Here is a 24,708-nt window from a genome sequence, read left to right as displayed (position 1 = left end):
ATTATTTCATTACCACTCTGAGTACTATTGCAAAAATTAATAACAAAATTCCTGTTACTAACATCGTATATTTAAGTACTTTTTTGATGCCCCTTTCCTTTGAATTTTTAAAAAGTTCTAAGTCATTTGATCCTACTAATGCACCTGAAAATGCGTTTGAATCTGGAGCCATCATTAAAGAAACAACAATAATTATGAGACTAAAAATTATCAAAAAGACTGTAACTGCAACCATTTTTTCTCCTATAAAATAAGCAAATTCAGATAAGTTAATATATTATAATAATAAAAATTTATTCTTACAGAAATAATGCAGAGAATACTAAGTTAAGAGGTTAGTATATGCCCGAAAAAAAGCCAATAATTATTTTCACAGGTCCATCTGGTGTTGGCAAAGGAACAATTGAAAAAGTTCTCTTTGCACATAAAGAACTAAAGCTTGCTTTTTCAATTTCAGCCACTACACGCTCACCAAGAGTTGGAGAACAACACGGTGTTGATTACTTTTTTGTTGACAAAAACACATTTGAACAATATCTTGCCAATAACGGAGTGATCGAATTTAGTTATCATTTCAACAATTATTATGGAACTTTATATAGTGAAATTGAAAGAATTCATGCTCAAAATCACATTCCTTTCTTAGAAATTGAAACCATTGGGGCTAGAAAAATTCTTGACAACCCACAAAATTTAGAAAAATACAACATTATTACTTTTTTTGTTTCGCCACCATCTTTTGCTGACTTAGAAAAACGAATTATTAACCGCAATACTGAAACCCCTGAGGTGATGAAAATTCGTCTCGAAAAAGCTAAACAAGAAATGGAAGAAAAAATTTACTTTAAATATCAAATTGTTAACGATGTTCCAGAACGAGCGGCAGCTGAAATTAGAGAAATTATTTTAAAAGAGATCAACAATGCTTAAGTATGCCACGTCGTCTTTAATTGGTAATTATCGAATTGAAAATCAAGATCGCATTAATTTTTTGCAAAAAGATAATTTTGCATTACTTTTAGTTTGCGATGGTATGGGTGGACATAGTTTTGGTGATAAAGCAGCCCAAATAACGGTTGATACATTTGCTCAAGAGTTTGAAAAAAATTACTTAGTTAGCGAATATCCTTTAAAAATAGAGTTATTTACTAAATCTTTAGAAAAAACAATTCAATTAGCACGTGAAAAAATGAAAGAAATCGCCAAGGATAACGAGGCGATGATGGATATGGGCACAACTCTCACCGGCGCGTTTGTTGATACCTTTTCTAACCAAATTTTCGTTTTTAATGTTGGAGACTCACGCACTTATGTTTTCACTAAAAAAAACGCTTTGTCTCAAGTTTCCATTGACCATAATTTATTGAACGAATTAATTACTGAATACAATTACACCAAAAAAGAAGCACTCGCTGTCCGCGAGTCAAAAAACTTAACCTCCGGGCTTGGCCCACTTAAAAAGGTTAAAATTGATGTCTTTAATTTAAGTGAGCATTACCACAAAGCAAAATATTTAGTTTGCACTACTGACGGTTTGCATAATTACGTCACGCCAAATTTTTTTCGTACCACGTTAGCTAACAATGATTCACTTGAGCAAAAAATTGAAACTCTTAATCACCAGGCTTTAAAAAATGGTTCGACTGATAATTTAACAATTGGTATTGTGAGTTTAGAGGATGAAGATGAATTATAAAATTCTCGAAAATAGCAATGTGTTTCGCAAGTACAAAATTATTAGTCAAATTGGGTCGGGCGGTTTTGCAAAAGTTTACAAAATTCAAAGAAAAGATGCTAAAGATAACACTTTTTATGCGTTAAAGTACACTACGTTGCCAGAAAATAGTAACTCAGAGTCAGTAAAAGTGCGATTTGAGCAAGAAGTTGAAATTTACTCGATGATTGCTTCTACTAAAGTGGCAGCTTTCATTGAAGGTTACATTGATGACTATGAGCAATATTTAATTATGGAATACATTGATGGTTTCAACTTGAAAGATAAACTTAAAGAAGGCCGTATTAACGTTTCCATTGCTGTCAATTATGCTTTGCAAATTGCCGAAGGTCTCCAAGAACTGCACAAAATGAATATCATTCACCGGGACATCAAGAGCAATAATGTGATGATCACAAAAGATCGTAACATCAAAATAATTGATTTTGGCCTCGCTCTAAATGACACCAGTCAACGTTACACGCAAGAACAAAAAATTGTTGGTTCAGTTTATTATATGGCACCCGAACTTTGTTCTTCACGTTCGCAACCAACAGTGCAAAGCGATATTTACGCACTAGGTATTTTGCTTTTTGAAATGCTTACGGGCGAGTACCCTTTTAAAGGCAAAAATTCCTTTGAAACAATGGCTAAACAAAAAAATGAGTCTTTGCCAGACATTATGAAAATGGTAGTAATTCCCCAAGCTTTGGCTAATGTAATTATCAAAGCCACAGCCAAAGATGCAGCCAAACGCCACGCCAGCACGGCAGACTTGATTGCAGATTTAAGCACTGCTTTAGATGTGAGTCGAGTTAACGAAAAACCACTCAATGCCAAAAAAATTAAAAGTAAATTAACTTTTCGTGGTTTTGTCAACAGTTTTGCGTTTATTTATTTAGGAATCGGGATAGTAAGTGCTTGTGTGCTGTTAGTAGTGGGTTTAATTTTAGGTTTAATGTAGGAGTCTATGCAAGGTAGAATTTATTTATCAATTGGCGGCAAATATCAAATTAAAGATACTGATGGAAATATACATTTGTTGCCAGCAGCGGGTGTGTTTCGTCACAACAACATCACCCCTCTAGTAGGAGATTATGTTGAATTTAACAACGGGTTTGTGAATCAAATTTTAGAACGGCGTAATTCGTTTGTGCGTCCGAAAGTGGCTAACATTGACCATATCATTGTGGTTATGAGTGCAGTTTTGCCTAACTTTTCAACTTTTTTGGTTGACAAATACCTTGCTTTAATTGAAGGTAACGGCGTTGAACCAATTATTTTTGTGACCAAAACCGACTTAGGCCATTGTCAGGAAAGCATTTGGTACCAACAACTTGGCTACCAAGTTTATGAAATTAATTACCAAACTTCAGAGTGACTTGAGACCACACGACAAATTTTTGACCACAAAACTTGTTCACTAATGGGTCAAAGCGGTGTTGGCAAAACTACTTTTATTAATAAATTATTAAATTTAAACCTTGAAACGCAAACCATAGCTAAGAACGCTCAACGCGGTAAACACACCACTAGAACAGTGCAAATTTACGATGTTTTTGCTGGCTACTTGATTGACACACCCGGTTTTTCTTCACTTGACATTCAACTTACCAAAGCTGAATTAGCTCGTTCTTTTAAACTCTTCAAAGAATTAGGCGCGTTCTGCAAATTCAAAACCTGTTTACACGAAAATGAACCAACAAATTTTTGTAATATTAAGTTAAATGTGGGAACTAAAATCCCGCAATTTCGTTATGACAATTATCTAAAATTACTAAAGGAGGCAAAATAATGAAAAAAAGAAGCGTAACACCATCAATTTTAAACGTTGAACCAGCTGACCGTGTTGCTATGGTAACACAACTAATTAGTCAAGGGATCGACTGGGTGCACTATGATGTTATGGACGGCAAGTTTGTTCCTAACACAGCAATTGAATTTGCTGAACTCGAAAACATCAATAAACTTTGCCCACAACACTTCAAAGATGTGCACTTAATGATTGAGAACCCGTTACAACAACTTGAAAAATATAAAGATGTTGCCGATATTATCACTTTTCACTTTGAAGCAACTGATGAAGATGAATTATTTGATTTTGTTCAAAAGCAGAAACATAACTTGAACTTAGGTTTAGCAATCAAGCCAAATACTTCAGTAACAAGCATTGAACGTTACTTGCCATATTTAGCTTTAGTTTTAGTAATGTCAGTCGAACCGGGTGCTGGCGGTCAAAAGTTTATTGAAACTACTTATGAAAAAGTCAAAGCACTCAAACTGTTAAGACTTAAGCACCAACACAATTTTCTAATTCAAGTTGATGGCGGCATCAACAATGTTACTGGTCCTTTAACTTTCAAAGCAGGCGCTGATGCGTGTGTGGCAGGAACATTTTTAATTAAAGAACCAACCAAAGAACGCATTGCCTCAATTTTGTACGGCAAAAAATAACTTTTCTAATTTAATTTTCATAAAAAATCTTAGGTACACCACCTAAGATTTTTTAAATAATTTCTAATTCTTTCAATTTTCAGTAAGCACCATCTTGTTCCACTTTGAGTGCAATGTCATCTGCGAGAGCAACTAATTTTTCGTCGTAAGTTCCTACTGAAACGCCATAAGCTGAATGTTCAATCATTTCGTAATCATTGGAACTATCACCAAAAGCAATTAAATTTTTATTTGCTTCATAACCAAGTTTCTTTGCGAGTCATTCTAAAGCGCTGTATTTGGTCACTCCAGTTGGTGTAATGAATAATCCTTTGTGTCATTTTGAATTCACATAAAGTGGCATTTTGTGTTTTTCAATGATTTTGTTAATAATTGTTTCTAGCTGTGCAGTAGTTTCAGGACCATAAGTTTGTAAGGTAATAATGTGAATGTGATTTTCGTCAATGGCCTCAAAGTCCATTAATCTCATTTTGGCTTTGTGTGAAGATAAAAATCAAGAACCTTTGTTAATACCTGGTGAGTGGTACAAAAAGTTTAAGTCAGTAACCATGAAACCTTCAAGTTGTGGCAAATCTTTAACTTCGTTGTAAATAGTTTCTAAGTCAGCTAATTTGATTGGATTTTCGTAAATTATTTTCTTATTTTTAATGTCGTAAACAAACATTCCGTTGGCGCCAATAAAATAATTTGCCGCAGGCACAAGATTAAGCAAAGAACCAATGGTAACAAACTCACGTGCACTATTAATCACAGATTTAATACCTTTTTGACTTAATAATTCAAACATTTTGATTGTGTTATCACTAAAATCTAAGTGCGCATAAGGCAAAATGGTGCCATCAATGTCAAACGAAGCAATTTTGATTACATTTTTAAGGTTTTGTTGCTCTGCTGTTAATTCTCTTTTTTTTATAGTTAGTCTCCTTAGTATTTAGTTAATCTATTTCCGAAAAGCCTCTTGACTTTTAATTGATTAGCGCATTGTTGCACAACCCCCAAAATGACATCAGGTTTTGTTTTGTCAGCGATAAAAAAATAAATTTGTTGAGTATTTTCCAAATGCTTAGCTTCGATAGTTAAACCATTTTTGAGTTGCGTGATTTCGAATTCTTCTAAAAAATAAAGTGGATATTGCAATTGTGGCGTTGGTACTGCTAAAAATTTTTCGTTTTGCATTTGAGCAAGAGTAAAATCAGCAATTTTTGTTCTTTTTAGTTCTTTTGCTAAGGCAAAAGTTTGTAAAAACAAACCTAAATCATTCGCTAAAGATCTTATATAAGTTCCATTAGACACTTCCAAAGAAACAGTTAGTTCTTGTGCTTGTTCGTCGAAGTCTAAAATTTTCACGTTTGAAACAGTAATTTTAATAGGTTTAAGGGCAATTTGCGCTTCAGTTTGATTGTTCCGAGCCAAGTGATAAGCCCTTTGACCATTGATTTTTTTGGCACTAAAAATAGGCGGTTGTTGTTGAGTTTGTGTTTCGAATCAAATTTTGATTTCGCTCAACATATCAGCAGTTACTTTGTTTTTGCTTGTGTTAATAATTTCACCGTCGCTATCAAAAGTATTGCTTTGATAACCGAATTTGATGGTAACTTCATATGTTTTATTTGAATTTTTAATGTATTGAATTAGTTTCGTGTCATCTTCAGTAGCAACTAGTAATAACCCGGTGGCAAAAGGATCAAGTGTACCGGTGTGACCAAGTGTTTTTATTTGATTTTGCCTTCCAAATTTTTTAATTTCTTGGAACGAGGAAACATTTTTTTCTTTATTAATTAAATAAAACATAGTTGCCTTTCATACTGAAAACTCGGGTTTAGTATTTTATAACAAAAACATCCAGATAGTATGCATTCTCTAATTAAAAGAATTGTTTTTGCTGTGATTAACTATTTAAGACAAAAAAATTTTGCACGAAATAAATTTTTGAACAACAAATTGTAAATACAATTTGTTCTATAAGACTATCTTTTAGATACGTTTGAATTTTGGTTTTTACAAAAAATATTTTTCACATTTTTAAAATGAAATGTGCATATAATAAGGCCTATGGCAATTAGTATGAAAAATGATAAAAAAAATTGTGACAACGACAAGTCAGTTTGCTTCAAATTAGGCGCTATGTGAAAAAACTTCGCGGTCAATGCTAGAAAAGGTTTTAAATTTCGCACAATAGATTTGGCGCTAATGGGAATTTTTCTTGGTCTGCAAATTATCGTTGTGTTTTTTGGTAAATATACTTTTTTTAGAAACTTTAATATTCGTTCTGAATTTCTTTTCTATATTCTTTTTGGCGCAGTTTTTGGTTTTTATAAGGGTGCAGTTCTATCTATTCTTTCAGATACTTTGATTCAGTTGATTATTTCAGGGATTGGAACTTGATTCTGAATGTATGCGATTATGCCGCCACTCATATCAATTACTTCTTCGCTTTTTGTTTATTTATTTTTCTTAAATAAAAAGAAAGATTCCATTTGAACTTTTGTCACAAGAATTGCTTTTTCATTATTAATTTTTGTTGGAACATTAGTAGCTCTCTTTTTTGTTTATTTCACAAGAATTAATGAAGATAATTCGTTTAAATTTACAAGCAAAATTTCTGTGAGTCAAGGTATAGTTATTACTTTTTTGGTTGCTTACATTTTGACAGCTTTTTCTGTTTATACTTGAACAATTTATAATTACATCAAGAAAAGACAACAAAAAATTCTTGATTACTTGTTAGTATTTACACTCGTGATTTTTATTTTAGCCATCTTTAGATGAATCTTAGATTCAATTGCATACATCAATTTTTACAATTGACTAAATAAAGGGACAACAGGAAAACTTAAAACTTACGGCAAAGATTTCACCATCACAGCTACAGGTATTATTGCTAAGTCAATTTTAACTTTACCAGTATATGTTTTGGTCTTAGTTCCTGTGTATCGCATCACATCAAGATTAAAAGATCAATATATGGTGAAAAACGTAGCTATAAAATATTAATTACCCATTTGTCTATATAATTTTCAAAGGTTTACTATGGAAAAGAAATTGTCGCAACATCAAAAACGAATACAAAGAATAAACGTTTTGTATCGTTATGAACTAATGAATTCACCAATTAACTTACAAGAAATTTTCGAGGATGATTTTATTTTGCTTAGCAACGAGCAATTTAAAAAAATTGAAGCAATTCAAAAAAATTACGATTACTACAAAAAAGTTATTAGTCGTTTTTTTAACTCTGGTTGAATTTGAGAAAGAATTGAACCATTTGTGCGAGGAATTTTGTTGAACGCCGTGAATGAATTCTTACTCGGTCTTGATCCTAAAATTGTTGTTAATGAAGCGATTAATGTTGCGAAAAAGTTTTGTGCTGAAAACATTCATAAGTGAATAAATGCAATTTTACAAAGTATTTATAAGTATTTTGTGCTTGCTGAAGTTGTTATGCAAAAAGAAGGTGTAATTAATGATTCTGAATCCGCGCAAAGAACAAATTCGAATCAGTAAAAAAATATTAATTCAAAATTCACTTTATAAAAACTACAAACTTGCCTTTGGTTTTAGAGGTTTTTATTTTAATCTGGAAAAAATTGTAATTAACTTTAAGTGGTCTTTTAATGATCAAAAATTAAGTGAGTTGAATCAAATGATTGGCGAAGGAAAACAATTTCACTTAAAAACTCTTCATAAATTAATTATGGATGTAATGATTATAAAAAATAAGAATGACTATGAAACTCGTTCTAATTTTTTCTTTTGATATTTGTATGCGATTTGTTCATTTGCTGTGCGCAAAAACAAAAAATTAAAGCTAATTCTTGACAATCCTTACACTACCAAATCAATTGATGAAGTTGACTACATTAAACGTAATTATTACTATGATTTTTTAAAAGGCATTCAAGTTTTAATTGGTTACAACCATATGATTAAAGACATTTTCAAACATATGCCATTTTTACTTACTCGCCCTTAATGAAAAAAAACGAATCAAGCTATTTTTAGCACTTAAACGCTAAGTTGAAAAAAGTGTTTTGGTTAAAAAAATGGTGTTTTTTAAAGATTTTTTTTAAAACTAAAAAGGCTTTCATTTATCTTCTTTGTTCAATTTAATTAGTATTATAATAACAATATGTTAATCAAAAATTAGCATATTTTTTATTATCGAGCAATTTGAGGGAGTTTTGGTGCTAAATGACAAGTTGTATGCAATCGTAAGTGTTAGTGTTACATTACTTTTATGTGCATTTTACCCATTGCAAAAACTTGGTCTAGCTTTAGGATTTTCGTTAGGAACTTGTTTTTCCTATCTTGCTTATGAAATAAGAAATTTTTTTGTAAACAAAACGATTGTGTCGAGGTTAAAAAAAGGCAAATTTAGCTTTAATTTTCGATATTTTCTTGCGTTTTTGCTAAATATGACAGTCGTTAGCATTGGTATTGTGAGTGCATTATTGATTAATAAACAAAGTCGTTACATTTTGGCTTATCGTTTGTATTTTGCACTTTATCCAATAAATATCATTGCATATTTATGTGGCCTTAGCCTCGCCCCCCTTCTTATTTGTTTGCAGCTATTATGACGACATTTAAAAGAAAGGAGGAAGAGTGGATAAATATGGCGAATGATAAATGAATGGCTTGAAATCAACCTCAACTTTTTTCATTGTTTATGACAGTGTTAATTTGTTTGATTATTTCACTTGTAATCTTTTTTCAAATTAAATATAAGTCTAAAAAAGATAAAGCTCCAACTGGTTTCTTAATAATAGCTGAAGGTTATGTTAACTTTTTTGATAAAACTTTTGATGAAACAACTCAAGGCAAATTATCAAAAACTCGCATTTATATCTTTACTTTAGCAACATTCCTTTTTGTCGGCAATTTGTTAGGTTTGATTGGCCTTGAACCAGTAGTGACTTCCTATTCAGTTCCTTTAACACTAGCTTTAGTTAGTTTTATTGGAATTTATGTGACTGGTATTTTTTATCAAAAATTCAGATTTTTCAAGCGGTATTTTAACCCGCTTGAATTGCTGAGTCAATTCACACCACTAATTTCCTTAAGTTTCCGGATTTTTGGAAACATTTTAGGTGGAGCAATGATTATGTTCATTGCTTATTCAGGATTTGGGTTCATTTGAGATGCCTTGTTCCAAACAACTACAACTTGGTATTTCTTTGCTCCAATTTTGACACCGTTCTTACATATGTATTTTGATATTTTTGGTGCTTTTGTTCAAGCTTTAGTGTTTTCAGTTCTCACGGTAATTTATTGAACTAGAGAAGCTGAAGGTGCTGTGGCAAAACCAAAAACAGATCAAAAACAAAATGTACAAGCAATTTCTTCACAATCGAATATCTATTAATTTTTTCTTATACGACTATAAAAAGTCTCTATTCGTAAAATCTACTAGGAGGTAAATATGGATGGATTAAAAGAAGGTTTAACTGCCATTGGCGTTGGACTTGCAATGATTGGTGTTTTCGGAACAGGTATAGGTCAAGGTTATGCTGCTGGTAAAGCTTCAGAAGCTGTTGGTAGAAATCCAGAAGCAGCATCAAAAATTCGTCAAATGATGCTTATCGGTTCTGGTATTGCTGAATCTGCTGCAATTTATGCACTTGTTATTGCTTTTGTTCTTCTTTTCAAAGGATAGAACTATTCTATAGAGTTATTCGTTAACTCTATAGTTTTAACGTTCGTAAAACCAATGACTCATCTTATGCAGCTGGCTGAAACTCAACCTGAAGGAGTAACGGCCCTTTCGCAAGATATTCGCGAAAAAGTAGAAAAAATCTTTCCTTCTGTGCCAATTATGATTGCCACCGTGATTGCTTTTTTGTTAACGATGGTAATTCTCTACTTTTTGGCATATAAGCCAATTAAAAAGGCGATTAAAGCTCGCCAAGATTACATTCAAAACAATATAGATAGTGCAAGTCAACTAAACGAACAAGCAGCAGAAAAACTTGTGCAAGCAAATCTTAAATTATCAGAAGCAAACTCACAAGCCGACCAAATCGTGCAAGATGGGATTGCAAAATCAAACAAATTAGTTCGTGAGTATGTGGACTATGCTCGAAAAACTTCAAAACGTATGATTGAAGAAGCACGTGTTAATATTGACAAAGAACATGCTGAATTTTTAACTTCATCACGCGTTTATATTGCGCAAGCAGCCACAGAGCTTTCACACAAAATTCTTGGTCAAAGTGTCAACCAAGAGATGCAAAGTCAAATTATTGATGCTTATTTGTGTGACGATTCATTATGCGAATCAAATCTCAATAAATTTGACAAACACGATAATAACTTAGACACAAACGAAAATGTTACAACTGTTACTCCCACACAAACTAGTGTAAAAAAAACTCAAAAGTAGGATAGGACTAGATTATGTATCAAAAAGTTAATTTAGATGCCTATGCGTTAGCAATTTTTGAAATTGCACAAGAACAAAATGTTGTTGACCAAACACGTCAATTACTAATAGCCCTATATCATAGTGTTAAAAACGACAATGAGTTAATTAATTCATTGCGTGATCCTGAAATTACCAAGCAAGAAAAATATAATTATTTAAAGCAAATTTTTGCGGACTTTCCGCAAAATGAATTAGTAATCAATTTCTTGATGGTGATTATCGAACACGGAGCAATTAGTAACTTACGCTGAATTTTGTCTACCTATTTAAAAATGACTAACGAAATGTTAAATGTTCGTTATGCCAAAATTTTTACCGCATTCCCGCTTTCAAAAGAAGTACTCAACAAATTTAAAGTGCGTTTGGAAAATGATTATCACTGTAAAGTTGACATTGTCAACATTATTGACCCCAACATAATTAGTGGTTTTAAAATCAAGATGGATTCAGTAGTGATTGAACATTCATTAGGTAAACAATTACAACAACTTAGCAAAACAATTAAAAGCGAAGGAGATCTCAATGGCTAATTCAATTCATGATATAGCAACCATCATTAAAGAACGCATCAAGAATTTTAGTTTGAGTAAAATCGATTATTCTGAAGTCGGACATGTGATTACCATTGGTGATGGCATCGCACTAGTAAGTGGGCTTGAAAAAGCAAAAAATGGAGAAATTATTCTCTTTAAAAATAATATTTATGGTTTAACACTTAATCTCGAAGAAGAAGTGATTGGTGTTGCCATTTTCGGTAACGCCGAAAGTTTAATGGAAGGTGATGAGTGTCACCGTACTGGTGAAGTAATTAGTGTGCCAGTTGGCGATGCACTGCTTGGACGTGTTGTGAATGCGCTCGGTGAACCTATTGATGGTAAGGGGCCACTCCAAACAACCAAGAAAGCTGAAATTTTCAAAGTTGCACCTGGGGTAATGACGCGGAAAGAAGTAAACCAACCTTTACAAACAGGAATTTTAGCTATCGATTCAATGATTCCAATTGGTCGTGGCCAACGTGAATTAATCATTGGTGATCGTCAAACAGGTAAAACTGCCATTGCAACTGACACCATTATTAACCAAAAAGATAAAAACGTGAAGTGTGTGTATGTGGCAATTGGCCAAAAAAATTCAACTGTGGCTCAAATTGTGCAAAAACTTAGTGATTTTGGTGCGATGGACTATACCACTGTGGTAGTAGCGGGTGCTAGTGAATTGGCTCCTCAACAATACATCGCTCCTTACTCAGGGGTTACTATCGCCGAAGAATGAATGGCTAATGGACAAGATGTGCTCATTGTTTATGATGATCTCAGTAAACATGCTGTGGCATACCGTACATTGTCATTATTGTTACGTCGTCCTCCTGGCCGTGAAGCTTACCCAGGCGATATTTTCTACTTGCACTCACAATTACTTGAACGTGCCGCACGGGTAACTCCCCAATTTGGTGGTGGTTCAATTACCGCTTTACCAATTATCGAAACTCAACAAGGCGATATTTCCGCTTACATTCCTACCAATGTAATTTCGATTACTGATGGCCAAATTTTTACTAAGGAAAGTTTGTTTAATGCTGGTCAAAAACCAGCAGTAGACGTTGGTTTTAGTGTTTCACGGGTTGGTAGTGCTGCTCAAATTAAAGCAATTAAGGAAACGTCTTCTTCACTAAAACTTGAACTTGCCCAATACAACGAAATGTTAGCTTTTGCTCAATTTGACTCTGATCTTGATGAGAGTACCAAAAACATTTTGCAACACGGTGCCAAAGTTTATGAATTTTTAAAACAACCACAATATAGTCCAATTAACGAAGCTACTCAAGTGGCAATTCTTCTTGGCATCAAAGAAAAAGTAATTAATCCATTACCACTCGATAAAATCGCACTTTACCGCCAAGAAGTTTTCGACTTTGTAAATCATTCAGCTGCCGGTCAAGAATACGTAAGTAAGCTACAAGCCAATAACAAAGCCCTCAACGACGAATTGAAGTTGTTGTTAATGACCAACTTAGTGCAAATTGTGCAAAAAATTATTGCCACAATTCCTAACTATGACCCAAGTAACTTTTTACCAATTCCACAACAATGATTGGATGCAATTAACAAATAATGGCAGGACTTTCAACTTTAAAAAACCGAATGAATGCCGTGCATTCGATTAAAAAAATTACTCACGCAATGGAATTAGTGTCAGCTTCAAAACTAAAAAAGAATCGTTATGAATATAACAATGTCAAAGTTTATGCTGACGCGGTGAAACGTTCTTTTGATGCGATTTTTCAACACATTGAACCGCAAGAAGTCAACCGTTTACTGCAAAGTAACAAAACAAACAAACACTTATACATAGTTTTCACTGGTGACCTCGGGTTAGCTGGTTCGTACAATTCGAGTGTAATTAAGTTAGCTCGGCAAACAATTAAACCGAACGACAAAGTGTTAGTGATTGGTTCTAAGGGAATGGCTGGGTTACACAAGTACTTTGAAAAACAAATTATTTACTACAAAAAAAGTGAAGAATTTATTGATCACTATTTGTTAGTGAAAGAAATTGCGCAGTTTGTGCAATTGCTGTACCGTGAAGAAAAATTTGAAACTATTCGTGTAATTTATAGTAAGTACGTTAACAACTTAGTGCAAAAAGAAACTTGTGAAAACATTTTTCCTTACGAATTCAAAAACCAAAGCAATTTGCCTAAAGACAGCAAATTCTTACACGCAGCCATTGAATTTGAACCTTCACCTGAAATTGTTATTCAGGAAGCAATTCCACAATACTTAAATGCTCAAATCTTTTTCGCTTATTCTTCTTCCAAACTAAGCGAACTAGCAGCTCGTCGGAGTGCGATGGAAACTGCCACCGACAACGCCAACGAACTCTTAGAAGATCTTAATATTAAATACAATCGCAAGCGCCAAAGCAATATTACCCAAGAAATTAATGAAATTGTTTCTGGTGCAAACGCAGTTTAGGAGGTTATATGTCACAATCTCAAGTAGCTAATTATGGCAAAATCATTCAAATCGTTGGCCCAGTTGTGGATGTGCGTTTTCCCAAAGGTAAGTTACCTGCGATCAATAATGCTTTGGTGATTAACTTTGAAGGTCAAAAATTCACACTCGAAGTAGCTCAACACGTTGGCGACGAAACTGTACGTGCTATCGCGATGGTTTCAACAAATGGTTTGGCTCGTGGGCTTGATGTTTTAGATACTGGAAAACCAATTAGCGTACCAGTTGGTAAAGATGTGCTTGGCCGTATGTTTGATGTGCTTGGTGACCCAATCGATTTGATGCCATTAGCTGATAATGTTCCACGCAAACCAATTCACGCTAAGGCGCCAACTTACGAACAACAAAAAACAATTTCAGAAATTTTTGAAACCGGAATTAAAGTTATTGACTTGCTCATCCCTTATGCTAAGGGGGGTAAAATCGGACTCTTTGGTGGTGCCGGCGTTGGTAAAACAGTTTTGGTGCAAGAATTAATTAATAACATTGCCACCCAACACGGTGGTTTGTCAGTGTTTGTTGGTGTGGGTGAACGTACCCGTGAAGGTAACGATCTCTACCACGAAATGAAAGCTGCCGGTGTGCTTGACAAAACCGCGCTTGTGTTTGGGCAAATGAACGAACCACCAGGGGCACGGATGAGAGTGGCTCTTAGCGGTTTAACGATGGCTGAACACTTCCGTGATGAACAAAACCAAGATGTGCTTTTGTTCATTGACAACATCTTCCGGTTTGTCCAAGCCGGTTCGGAAGTAAGCGCACTCTTAGGTCGTATGCCTAGTGCGGTTGGTTACCAACCAACTTTAGCAACAGAAATGGGTCAGTTACAAGAAAGAATCACTTCAACACACAAAGGTTCAATTACTTCAGTTCAAGCAGTCTACGTACCAGCTGACGATTTAACTGACCCTGCCCCAGCAACTACTTTTACACACCTTGATGCTAAAACCGTCCTTGACCGGAACATTGCTGCACTTGGTATTTACCCTGCTGTGGATCCACTTGAGTCATCTTCGCGTTTACTCCACCCATTAGTAGTTGGTAATGAACACTATGAAGTAGCTCACAGTGTAATTAACATTTTGCAACACTTTAAGGAATTGCAAGACATTATTGCCATCCTTGGTGTGGGTGAACTTAGCGAAGAAGATAAATTAACCGTGATTCGTGCGCGGAGAATTAGAAACTTTCTCTCGCAACCTTTCACAGTGGCAGAAAAATTCTCTGGTAAAAAAGGTCAATATGTCAAACTTGCTGACACCATTCGTTCATTCCGTGCAATTTTAGATGGTAAATACGATGATGTACCGGAAGATATGTTCTTCTATGCTGGTAGCATAGATGATGTTGATGCTCGTTACCAAGCTTACAAACAACAGCTTGCTCAAGCCAAAGCTACGCAAGCAGCTCAAAGTCAAGACACCACCTCAACCAAAGCGACTAACTAATGGCAAAAACTTATTTAACAATTATTACTGTTGACAACATTTTGTTCAAAGATGATGTTGATGCCGTGCAGTTACGCACCAAAGCTGGCGGAGAAATTGTCTTTTTACCTAACCACACACCATTTTGTAGCAACATTGATGTGTGCAAAATGACTGTTTTTGTTAACGACAAAAATAAACAAGTCTACTCAGTAGGTTCAGGTCTAGTTTATGCCGATGCTAAAGATGTTTACATCATTTCCGACGATGTGATTGCGCAAACTGACATTGACATCGAACGTGCTCGTAGTGACAGAGATTTATTTACCAAAATGGTTTCTGATGCTAAAACCGAAAAAGATCGTAAACTTTCTGAATTCAAATTACGCAAGGCCTTGAGCAGAATTGATATTTACAATCAGAAGTAGCACATAGTGCTATTAGTCAAATAATAAAAAAAGAAGTGCTAGTTTTTAAACACTTCTTTTTTATTTTTTTGAGAGTTTTTATAAGTAAAAAAAGATTTTATTTAAGTTGTAATTTGCTCTTAACTTTTTGAAATAGTTTTGTGTTTAAACCTTTGCCGTAGATAGATTCGCAAAAATTAAATAGTAAAACAAGATAATAAGACACTAGTAACTTGTGATTTTCGAAATATGATAAATAATATTCATCATAGTTATTTAAAAACAGTTCTTCTTGCTCCAAACTTAAGTTATTTATAATGCAAAATAAGGCTAAATCTCAATGTTTATCGCCCATTTCTCTAAAGTTTTGATTAAAATCCGCACTTTGATCTTTATTTCGCAAAATAACTCAACCATAATTAGGTCTTGTATCATTCATCTTAGCTAGAATTTGGTTAATTTTCTTAAATCAGGGATTGATTAAAGCAAAAATTTGACTATTTTTTGGTACGAAAGTTCTTAAAAATTTAACTTCACGAGCAATTAGATTTTTGTCAAAAGTTTCTTTTTGATTGTGTAATTCTAAAATTTTTTGAGCAAGAATTACGATTTCTTCGTTTGAAAATTCGTTTTGTAACGCAGTAAAACTTTCATTACTAAGTAAGCAATTAGCTCTTGCCAAAACTTTTTTAACCACTGGATCTTGAAGATTTAAATTTTCTAAGTTCATATTTTCTTGTGTCATTCTTGTTTCCTTTTTTAGGCATTGTTTGCCAAAACATCTATATTATAGATATTTTCGTAATTAAAAAAATTTCAAAAATTTATTTTCGTTTTTTCAGTTTTCGTATATTATTAACATACATTATATGCATATATTAGAGTTTTCGCAAACATACGGTAAGCAAGGCGGATTTATTTCGCTTTGTTTACTTTTATTGTTTACAAAAGTAGAGTAAAGGGGTGGCAATGAGTTTAGATGCTAAGCAATCTAATACAAATTACAAATTACGCAAATTTGGCCCAATCACCGAAAGACGTGATTATTCAACAACAAAACAAATTTTAAACATTCCTGATTTTCTTTCGACCAGCAGAGAATCTTTTGAATGATTTAAATCAAAGGGAATCGAAGAAGTTTTACGTGAACATTATCCAATTATTTCAGCAAATGGCAAGATTACCCTTGAGTATAAAGAAAATAGTGCTCGTTTGGAATTCCCAAAAGCTAAAGAGTATGACGCAATTCAAGATGCGAGAGTAAAAGGCATCAACTACGCAGCTAAACTTTATGCTAAATACCGTATCACAATTAATGACACTTCAGAAGTTAAAGACGATGAAGTGTTTTTAGGTGAAATTCCAATTATGACTTCAGGCGGAAGTTTTATTATCAATGGAAGCGAAAAAGTTATTGTTAGCCAATTGATTAGGTCGCCTGGAGCTTATTTTGGTCGTGCCGTTCGTAACAAACAATCTGATGACTTGTTCAACAAGCTTGAAATTTTGCCAAGAATTGGTTCGTGACTTGAAATTTCGCACAAAATTACTTCGAAAACTGTTGATACAGTTAAGATCAAAATCGATAAGAATAAAAACGTTAGCTTGACAACTTTTCTTGTGGCACTTGGTTTTACCATTGAAAGTATTTACGACCTTTTTGGTAATTCAGCTGAACTTGAAGAAACTATTCGTAGAGACAAACGGATTGATGAATTTCCAGAAGATCACTTAAAAAATGTGAAGAACTGTCAAGAAGAGCTTTTCAGAGTGATTCGTCGTGGTGACCGTTTAACTGATGAATCAGTAGCTAACTTAATTTCTGGCATTTTGTTCAACAAAAAACGCTACAGTTTAAGTCAAACTGGACGTTATATGCTCAACAAAAAACTTAATTTAGTTGACCGGATTTCAGAAACCATTTTAGCTGAAACACTAAAAATAAAAGATGAAGATGGTAGTGAAAAAATCCTTGAAGAAGGAACTTTTATTACTCACAAATTAGCTTTATTAATTCAAAAGAACTTTGATAGTGGCACATTGTCAGCGAAAGTAATTCCAGGTTTAGACGCTAATGTTGTGTATGGCAAGATTTTAAACCAATCACCAAAATTGGAAAAAATGATTAAGTACATTAGTCTTAATGTTTATCCAAGTCGTAAGTGAAAAGATCGAGGTAAAGCACCAGTTAAAGTTATTGGTAACGATCCTAAATCAACTGAAACACACTTAATTATTTCGGACATTGTTGCTGCGATTAGTTATTACTTTAACCTTTTAACCGGAATTGGTCAAGACGACGATCCTGACTCACTTACCAACAAACAGATTGTGGCTGTTGGCGAATTGTTACAAAACCAACTCAACGTTGTACTTGGTAAACTTGAAAAAACCACACGTGAAAGAATGGGTGCTAAGGAAGCAAACTTAATTACCCCTAAAAACATTACTAACAACAAACTCATTTCTAACCAAATGAAAACTTTCTTTAACTCATCAAAACTTTCACAATTTATGGACCAAATCAACCCTCTTGCTGAAATTTCAAACGAAAGACGTGTGACCTCACTTGGACCTGGTGGTCTTAACCGTGATACAGCGCAATTCGAAGTGCGGGATGTTCGCGCCACCCACTACGGTAGAATTTGTCCAATTGAAACCCCCGAAGGACCAAACATTGGTTTGATTCTTAATTTTGCTACTTATGCTAAAGTGAACGAGTACGGTTTTCTCCAAACTCCTTATTTTAAAGTGGTGGATGGCTACGTGCACTATGACAAAGTGGAATATTTAACAGCGACTGAAGAGTTAGGTTTTTACATTGCGCAATCAACCGTGGCAGTAGACGAAAACAACAAAATTGTTGATCCACAAATCACGATGCGTCACAACTATACCTATGTTTTAGGAAAACCGGAAGAAGTCGATTACATCGAAGCTGCGCCTAACCAAATGGTTTCAGTAGCTGCTGGTTGCATTCCTTTCCTTGAAAACGACGATGCGAACCGTGCCTTGATGGGTTCGAACATGCAACGTCAAGCTGTGCCATTGCTAGAAACTGAAGCGCCTTTTGTTGCTACTGGTCTAGAAAGTGCCATTGCTCGTTTTTCTTCAGCTAACATTACTGCTCGTCAAGCGGGAATCGTTGAATACGTTGACGGCGCCAAAATTAAAGTTAGAGACGATAAGGGCAAACTAGAAACTTACACACTGAAGAATTTCCAACGTTCAAACCAAGACACCGTGGTACACCAAAGGCCATTAGTTAAAATGGGACAACGTGTGGAAAAAGGCGACTTGTTAGTTGATGGATCTTCATTCAAAGATGGTGAATTAGCGCTTGGTAAAAACGTTGTGGTTGCCTTTACCACATTTAACGGATACAACTATGAGGATGCGGTCATCCTCAACGAACGTCTTGTGAAAGATGATGTCTTTACCTCGATTCACATTGAAGAACAAACCATTCAATTTAGAAGTTCGAGAGTAGGTGACGATGAGTTAACCGCTGACATTCCAAACGTGTCAAAATGAGCAACGCGGAACCTTGATGAACGTGGCATTGTCAAAGTTGGTTCGGAAGTGTTGCCAGGCGATGTGTTAGTTGGTCGCGTGTCGCCAAAAGGTGATGACAACCCAACTCAAGAAGAAAAACTTCTTTCTGCAGTGCTTAACCAACGGCAAATGAATGTAAAAGACACTTCACTCAAAGTCAAAAACGGTCATAATGGTACTGTTATTGATGTGGAAGTACTTGACCAGAAGAAAGATGATGTGCAATTTGAAGACGGTATTGAAACTATTGTCAAAGTCTCAATTGCTGTGAAACGGAAAATACGTGTTGGTGACAAAATGTCTGGTCGCCACGGAAACAAAGGCGTGGTTTCAATTGTGTTACCAGAAGAAGATATGCCTTACTTAGAAGATGGTACACCAGTAGATGTTATGCTCAACCCACAAGGTGTGCCTTCGCGGATGAACATTGGTCAAGTCTTAGAAATTCACCTTGGTATGGCCGCTCGTTCGTTAAACATTAAATTTGTTACACCTGCTTTCGATGGTATTAAGAAGGAAGAAATTTTCAATTTAATTCGTGAAGCCAACTTACCAGAAAGTGGCAAACAATACCTTATCAACCCAATTACTGGTCGTAAGTTTGACAACCCAGTTTCAGTAGGTGTGATGTACATGCTTAAACTTAACCACATGGTTGACGACAAGATGCACGCGCGTTCTGTTGGACCTTATTCACTCATTACTCAACAACCACTTGGTGGTAAGAGTCAAAATGGTGGTCAAAGGTTTGGAGAAATGGAAACCTGAGCGCTTGAAAGTTATGGCGCAACTAACGTACTGCAAGAAATCTTGACTTACAAATCAGACGACATCAATGGTCGGAACAGGTTGTATGCTGCCTTAGCCAAAGGGCAACCACTCCCAGAACCAGGTGTGCCTGAATCATTCAACGTGCTTAGTTACGAACTCAAAGGTTTGAAGATGAAACTTGACCTAATGCACGAAGCTGAACAAGAAGTTAATTACAACGCCCAAGGCGAGTCAGACTACCAACAATACTTTGAAAACTTAGAAATGCAAGGAGGCTTTAATGAGTAAGTGAATTAATAATAATCACACACACAAATTACTCGATGCTCCGATCAAACGGATTACTTTATCTTTAGCTAACCGCGAAGATGTTTCAGCTTGATCAATGGGTGAAGTCACCAAACCTGAAACTATTAATTACAAAAGTTATAAACCAGAACGTGAAGGTCTTTTTGATGAATTAATCTTTGGACCAACTACTGACTACAAGTGTCCAACTTGTGGTACTAAGTACAAAAAGAGCGACGAAAACTCAACTTGTACGAAAACTCCGATGTGTGAAAAGTTCCAATCAAAAATCTTGCCAAAAATTTCCCGTCGGAGCAGAATGGGACACATTAGTCTCCAGAACCCGGTAGTGCACTTTTGATTCTTTAAAATTGACCATTCAATTATTTCTAAGTTACTTGGTCTCAAAGTTGCTGGTACTAACCGTCCAGTTGCTAAAGCCGACCTTGAAAAACTCATCTACTACAAAAGTCACATTATCCTCGAAGACGGTGGTCTTAAGTCACTTAAGAAGAACACCATCATCGATATTAGTGAAGCAGCTATTATTTACCAGGAAGCTTTACTCGAATTAAGAAACCGTTTTGACCAAAGCACCGAAGAGTATGAACTCATCAACGAATCACTTGAAGAACTGCAAGAATATGCAACTTCAAAAGTCGGAAAAGACTATGGTATAGACTTCTACGAATACAACGAAGTAATTCACGAATACTCAGAAGCTAAAATTGACACTGGTTCGCGTGCCATTGAATACTTACTCAAAAAAGTGGATTTACAAGCCGAAGCTGCCCAAGTGGAAGAAGAAATTAAACGGATCAATAACCAAATTGCTCTTAACCCTGCTTCAACCAAAATTCAAGAACGTTCAAAACTTTACAAACGTTTAGCAGTACTAAATGCCTTTATTAATTCCGGTCAAAGTCCACTTGATATGTTAATTTACGACTTACCAGTCATTCCAGCCGACTTACGTCCACTTGTCCAACTTGATGGTGGTCGTCACTCAACTAGCGATATCAACGAACTCTACCGTCGGATCATCATTCGGAACAACCGTTTGCGTAAGTGAGAAGAAACTGACGCCCCAATGCTCATTAAACAAAATGAGTACAGAATGATTCAAGAAGCCGTTGACTCGCTTATCGATAATGCGCGGAAAAAACCAAACCCAGTCTCATCAAAAGACGGCCGTCCTTTGAAGTCAATTTCAGATGCGCTCACCGGTAAGAAAGGACGTTTCCGTCAAAACTTACTTGGTAAACGTGTTGACTACTCAGGTCGTTCAGTTATCGTGGTTGGCCCAGAACTCAAAATGCACCAAGTGGGAATTCCACGTGAAATGGCGGCTGAGTTGTTCGAACCTTGAATCATCAAAGAATTAATCCAAGGCGACAACCACATCAATTCAATTAAAGCTGGTAAAAAAGCAATTGAAAACCTTGATCCTATCATTTGACCTTACGTGGAAAAAGCCATCCAAGGTCGTCCAGTGCTTTTAAACCGGGCACCAACCTTGCACCGGCTTTCAATTCAAGCCTTTGAACCAGTGTTAATTCGTGGGAAAGCAATCAAATTGCACCCACTTACCTGTACGCCATTCAACGCCGACTTTGACGGTGACCAAATGGCTGTCCACGTGCCTATTTCTGACGAAGCAGTTCGCGAAGCGCGTGAATTAATGCTGGCTTCGAAAAATATTCTTGGTCCTAAGGACGGTGAACCAATCATCAACCCTGGCCAAGATATTATCTTAGGACTTTACTACCTCACCACCGAGCAAGAAGGCGTAGCTGGTGAAGGCCGTTATTTTGGTACTTACGACGAACTTATGACTGCCTACGAGAACAACCAAGTGCACTTGCACGCGCGTGTTGTGCTTCCACTCGAAGAAATCAATAAGTACTTCCACCTTTGAAACTATAACCGCAACAACCACTATGTGGTCTCAACTGTTGGTAAATTTATCTTTAACCGTTTGTTCCCAGAAAGCTTTGAATTCTTGTTTGGAAAATATGTTGACCCAATTTCAGGCAAGGAAGTGCAACACTCTTCAGCTGATTATGAACAAGTTAACCGTTATTTGTTGCCTTATGGTACTGATTTTAAAGCTTATATTAGCTCGCTTTCACTTAATGCACCACTAGGTAAAAAAGACATTTCTAAAATTGTGCGTAATGTTTACAACAGTTATGTCGCAACCATCAATATGGAATCACTTGCGAGTGTAATTAATGACATTAACGAAATTTTAGCTGACCCGACTTACGATGCACACGATGTGCAAAATAACTTGTTACTCCAACGTCTCCAAGGACTCCAAGACTACAAACACGAACCATTAGCATGATCACATGCGATCATCTTGGAAAACATTATTCGAAAAGAACACAAAGTCATTTTTGACCAAATCAAACGGCAAATGCACTTGAGTCAAAGCGAAGATGAACTTGGCAAAACTAACCACACTCAGCCTTTATGAGAAGTAAAACACTATACAGCTTTACTTGACAAAGTGTGATTCCAGTACACTAACATTGTTGCTTCAATCTTAGACCAACTTAAAGAAACCGGTTACCACTATTCAACTATTTCTGGTACCACTATTGCCGTTAGTGACGTGCTTACTGATCCAAATACCAAAACTAAAATTCAAGAGGGTGACAAGTACATCGAAGAGCTCAAATCATTCTTTGACCAAGGTTTTCTTACCGACGACGAACGTTACTCACTCACAATTGAAAAGTGAACTAGAATCAAGGAAGACATTGAGAGCGACCTCAAAAAACTCACCAAACAACACCCACATAACCCATTGTTCATGATGTTTTCATCAGGTGCCCGGGGTACTTCTTCTAACTTCGTGCAATTGGCCGGAATGCGTGGTTTGATGAACAACAACACCAAGATTTTAAAAGCCGATGCCGAAAACGAACGTGTCGTACGTTCAACGGTGGAAATTCCCGTGAAGTCATCTTTCCTTGATGGTTTGACTGCCTATGAATTCTATTCATCAACCCACGGGGCGCGGAAAGGTTTGACCGACATGGCGCTCAACACAGCCAAGTCTGGTTACCTTACTCGCCGTTTAGTTGACGTAGCGCAAGGAATTGTAGTCAAAGAAGACGACTGTGGTACTGACTATGGTTTTGTAGTTGAAGACATTCGTGATACCAAAACTAACACTATTATAGAAAGTTTACTCGAAAGAATCGAAGGTCGTTTTGCTAACAAAACTATCACTGATGCTGCTGGTAATGTTTTAGTGCACGCTGGTGAACTTATCACACCTGAGCTTGCCAACGATATTGTCAACGCTGGCATTGAACAAGTTGAAATTCGTTCAGTACTTTCTTGTTATACTCGTAATGGTGTATGTAAAAAATGTTATGGTAAGGACTTAGCACTTAACCGTGTAGTTAACATCGGGGAAGCAGTTGGTGTAGTGGCAGCGCAATCAATTGGCGAACCTGGTACCCAGCTTACCATGCGTACTTTCCACTCTGGTGGGGTTGCTGGTGTTGAAGATATTACCGGCGGTTTTGGTCGTTTGATGGAACTTATCGACGCCTATGATTCGCCTTGAGGTAAACCAGCAGTTATCGCCGCACACTATGGCACAGTGACAAAAATCGAACCTGTGTATGATCTCCAAAACAATCCAACTTCAGAATTAAGCATTACGTTGAGATACATTGACAATAACCAGACAACTTTCGATGATGTAATTTACGTCAAACGTGACCGTAAGTTACGGGTGGAAGAAGGTGACCAGGTGGCACCTGGCGACAAAATTGTGGAAGGCCCAATTATTCTTAATGAACTTCTCAAAGTCGCTGATACTCGCGCTGTGCAAAATTACATTCTTAAAGAGGTACAAAAACTTTATCGTTTACAAGGGATTACCATTAGCGATAAGTATATTGAAATCATTATTCGTCAAATGCTTTCAAAAATTCTCATTCTTGACCCAGGCGACTCACGCTTCTTCTCTGGTTCGTTAGTAGACATTTTGAATTACCAAAAAGAAAGTGCACGTTTAATCGCACAAGGTAAACGTCCTCCTTTTGGTGAAGTCAAAATTAAAGGTGCTAAACAAACGCCTTTACTTTCAGATTCTTTCTTGTCTGCAGCTTCTTACCAAGAAACACCAAAAATTTTGGTTAATGCCTCAATTTCAAGTCAAACTGACCGTTTAGAAGGTTTGAAAGAAAACATTATTTTAGGCCACAAAATTCCAGCAGGTACTAACGCAAACTTTGAAGACGGCGGTAAATACGATATTCGTGACCCACGTGTGTACTTTAAAGATAAATACGACTCAAGTCTTGAACCTGCTAAAGAAGAACTTGACCTTTCACTGGAAGAAGAAAACTTTGATATGGACGACGATAGTTTTAACCCGCTTTTAGGTCAAAGTCACGGCATTTCACGAAGTGGGTTTGAAAGTGATGACGAAGAAAACCAAGGTTTTAGCGACTTTGATCCTGACTTCGACACTGACCAAGTACAAGACGAAAACCAAGCTCCATTGTCAAATCTAGAAAAGTTTACTTCACAATTTGACTACGCCCAAGAAGATGAAACTGACGACGAAGAATCCGAATACGGCGGCGAAGTTACTTACCAAGACGAAGTTGACGATGAATACTAA

21 protein-coding genes and 1 pseudogene are annotated in these 24,708 nt (G+C 35.8%); 18 read left to right on the top strand and 4 right to left on the bottom strand.

The annotated features are described in order from the left end of the window. Position 1: 1 nt before the first annotated feature. Positions 2-235 (bottom strand): preprotein translocase subunit SecG, encoded by a 234-nt coding sequence (gene secG / locus EXC55_RS01015; protein ID WP_129622843.1) that lies wholly within the window; start codon positions 233-235, stop codon positions 2-4. Positions 236-342: 107 nt separating this feature from the next. Here secG and gmk point away from each other — a divergent pair, with 107 nt between their 5' ends. From gmk to EXC55_RS00990, 5 genes are read left to right on the top strand one after another with little or no spacing between them, the layout of a single operon-like run. Next, positions 343-930 carry a guanylate kinase gene (gene gmk, locus EXC55_RS01010; protein ID WP_129622842.1) on the top strand — a complete coding sequence of 196 codons (588 nt, stop codon included), beginning with the start codon at positions 343-345 and terminating at the stop codon, positions 928-930. Then, the gene (locus EXC55_RS01005) at positions 923-1,696 is read left to right on the top strand and encodes a PP2C family protein-serine/threonine phosphatase (protein WP_129622841.1); all 774 of its coding nucleotides are present in this window, start codon (positions 923-925) and stop codon (positions 1,694-1,696) included. The genes gmk and EXC55_RS01005 overlap by 8 nt, the downstream gene beginning before the upstream one ends. Beyond that, on the top strand, positions 1,686-2,678 hold the full coding sequence (locus tag EXC55_RS01000; RefSeq protein WP_129622840.1) for a serine/threonine-protein kinase: 993 nt from the start codon (positions 1,686-1,688) through the stop codon (positions 2,676-2,678). Before EXC55_RS01005 ends, EXC55_RS01000 begins: the two co-directional genes overlap by 11 nt. Before the next feature lie 6 nt (positions 2,679-2,684). After that, positions 2,685-3,509: a ribosome small subunit-dependent GTPase A gene (gene rsgA / locus EXC55_RS00995; RefSeq protein WP_129622839.1), complete on the top strand. Its 825-nt coding sequence runs from the start codon at positions 2,685-2,687 to the stop codon at positions 3,507-3,509. Then, positions 3,509-4,168 carry a ribulose-phosphate 3-epimerase gene (locus tag EXC55_RS00990; RefSeq protein WP_129622838.1) on the top strand — a complete coding sequence of 220 codons (660 nt, stop codon included), beginning with the start codon at positions 3,509-3,511 and terminating at the stop codon, positions 4,166-4,168. The genes rsgA and EXC55_RS00990 overlap by 1 nt, the downstream gene beginning before the upstream one ends. 52 nt (positions 4,169-4,220) lie before the next feature. On the opposite strand, the gene EXC55_RS00985 is transcribed toward EXC55_RS00990, so the two are convergent. Together EXC55_RS00985 and truB are read right to left on the bottom strand one after the other, a co-directional pair. Then, positions 4,221-5,027 (bottom strand): YcsE-related riboflavin metabolism phosphatase, encoded by an 807-nt coding sequence (locus EXC55_RS00985; RefSeq protein WP_408634039.1) that lies wholly within the window; start codon positions 5,025-5,027, stop codon positions 4,221-4,223. A 65-nt stretch (positions 5,028-5,092) separates the two neighbouring features. After that, a complete protein-coding gene (gene truB, locus EXC55_RS00980; RefSeq protein ID WP_129622836.1) occupies positions 5,093-5,959 on the bottom strand; it encodes a tRNA pseudouridine(55) synthase TruB in 867 nt (288 codons plus the stop codon). 261 nt (positions 5,960-6,220) lie between these two features. Between truB and EXC55_RS00975 the strand changes: the two genes are divergently transcribed. From EXC55_RS00975 to EXC55_RS00925, 11 genes are all read left to right on the top strand, one after another. Next, positions 6,221-7,162 carry a hypothetical protein gene (locus EXC55_RS00975; protein ID WP_165001861.1) on the top strand — a complete coding sequence of 314 codons (942 nt, stop codon included), beginning with the start codon at positions 6,221-6,223 and terminating at the stop codon, positions 7,160-7,162. Positions 7,163-7,198: 36 nt separating this feature from the next. Next, positions 7,199-7,672 (top strand): transcription antitermination factor NusB, encoded by a 474-nt coding sequence (locus tag EXC55_RS00970; protein WP_129622834.1) that lies wholly within the window; start codon positions 7,199-7,201, stop codon positions 7,670-7,672. Then, on the top strand, positions 7,632-8,141 hold the full coding sequence (locus tag EXC55_RS00965; RefSeq protein WP_129622833.1) for a hypothetical protein: 510 nt from the start codon (positions 7,632-7,634) through the stop codon (positions 8,139-8,141). Before EXC55_RS00970 ends, EXC55_RS00965 begins: the two co-directional genes overlap by 41 nt. Before the next feature lie 642 nt (positions 8,142-8,783). Beyond that, a complete protein-coding gene (locus EXC55_RS00960) occupies positions 8,784-9,533 on the top strand; it encodes a F0F1 ATP synthase subunit A (protein WP_129622832.1) in 750 nt (249 codons plus the stop codon). A 66-nt stretch (positions 9,534-9,599) separates the two neighbouring features. Beyond that, positions 9,600-9,824: an ATP synthase F0 subunit C gene (gene atpE, locus EXC55_RS00955; protein WP_197722276.1), complete on the top strand. Its 225-nt coding sequence runs from the start codon at positions 9,600-9,602 to the stop codon at positions 9,822-9,824. Between the two features lie 66 nt (positions 9,825-9,890). Beyond that, positions 9,891-10,550, top strand: coding sequence for a F0F1 ATP synthase subunit B (gene atpF, locus EXC55_RS00950; protein WP_129622830.1), 660 nt, complete (start codon positions 9,891-9,893; stop codon positions 10,548-10,550). A 14-nt stretch (positions 10,551-10,564) separates the two neighbouring features. Continuing rightward, positions 10,565-11,122, top strand: coding sequence for an ATP synthase F1 subunit delta (atpH, locus tag EXC55_RS00945; protein WP_129622829.1), 558 nt, complete (start codon positions 10,565-10,567; stop codon positions 11,120-11,122). After that, the gene (gene atpA / locus EXC55_RS00940) at positions 11,115-12,704 is read left to right on the top strand and encodes a F0F1 ATP synthase subunit alpha (protein WP_129622828.1); all 1,590 of its coding nucleotides are present in this window, start codon (positions 11,115-11,117) and stop codon (positions 12,702-12,704) included. Before atpH ends, atpA begins: the two co-directional genes overlap by 8 nt. Beyond that, a complete protein-coding gene (gene atpG, locus EXC55_RS00935; RefSeq protein WP_129622827.1) occupies positions 12,704-13,567 on the top strand; it encodes an ATP synthase F1 subunit gamma in 864 nt (287 codons plus the stop codon). Before atpA ends, atpG begins: the two co-directional genes overlap by 1 nt. A gap of 8 nt (positions 13,568-13,575) precedes the next feature. After that, positions 13,576-15,054, top strand: coding sequence for a F0F1 ATP synthase subunit beta (atpD, locus tag EXC55_RS00930; protein WP_129622826.1), 1,479 nt, complete (start codon positions 13,576-13,578; stop codon positions 15,052-15,054). Then, a complete protein-coding gene (locus tag EXC55_RS00925) occupies positions 15,054-15,461 on the top strand; it encodes a FoF1 ATP synthase subunit delta/epsilon (protein ID WP_129622825.1) in 408 nt (135 codons plus the stop codon). The genes atpD and EXC55_RS00925 overlap by 1 nt, the downstream gene beginning before the upstream one ends. A gap of 97 nt (positions 15,462-15,558) precedes the next feature. Here EXC55_RS00925 and EXC55_RS00920 read toward each other — a convergent pair whose 3' ends face one another. Then, the gene (locus EXC55_RS00920; protein ID WP_129622824.1) at positions 15,559-16,185 is read right to left on the bottom strand and encodes a hypothetical protein; all 627 of its coding nucleotides are present in this window, start codon (positions 16,183-16,185) and stop codon (positions 15,559-15,561) included. Between the two features lie 224 nt (positions 16,186-16,409). On the opposite strand from EXC55_RS00920, the gene rpoB reads away from it, so the two are divergent. Together rpoB and EXC55_RS00910 are read left to right on the top strand one after the other, a co-directional pair. Next, the gene (gene rpoB, locus EXC55_RS00915) at positions 16,410-20,054 is read left to right on the top strand and encodes a DNA-directed RNA polymerase subunit beta (protein ID WP_129622823.1); all 3,645 of its coding nucleotides are present in this window, start codon (positions 16,410-16,412) and stop codon (positions 20,052-20,054) included. Continuing rightward, positions 20,047-24,375: pseudogene (locus EXC55_RS00910) on the top strand (DNA-directed RNA polymerase subunit beta'); the annotation flags it as partial. The gene rpoB and the pseudogene EXC55_RS00910, both read left to right, overlap by 8 nt. Positions 24,376-24,708: the final 333 nt, after the last annotated feature.

Origin of the sequence: Mycoplasmopsis columbinasalis, from assembly GCF_900660705.1 — a bacterium.
GTDB classification, from domain to species: Bacteria; Bacillota_I; Bacilli_A; order Mycoplasmatales; family Metamycoplasmataceae; genus Mycoplasmopsis; species Mycoplasmopsis columbinasalis.
Note: the sequence above shows the minus strand (reverse complement) of the source record. Positions and strands in the feature narration are given on the sequence as shown.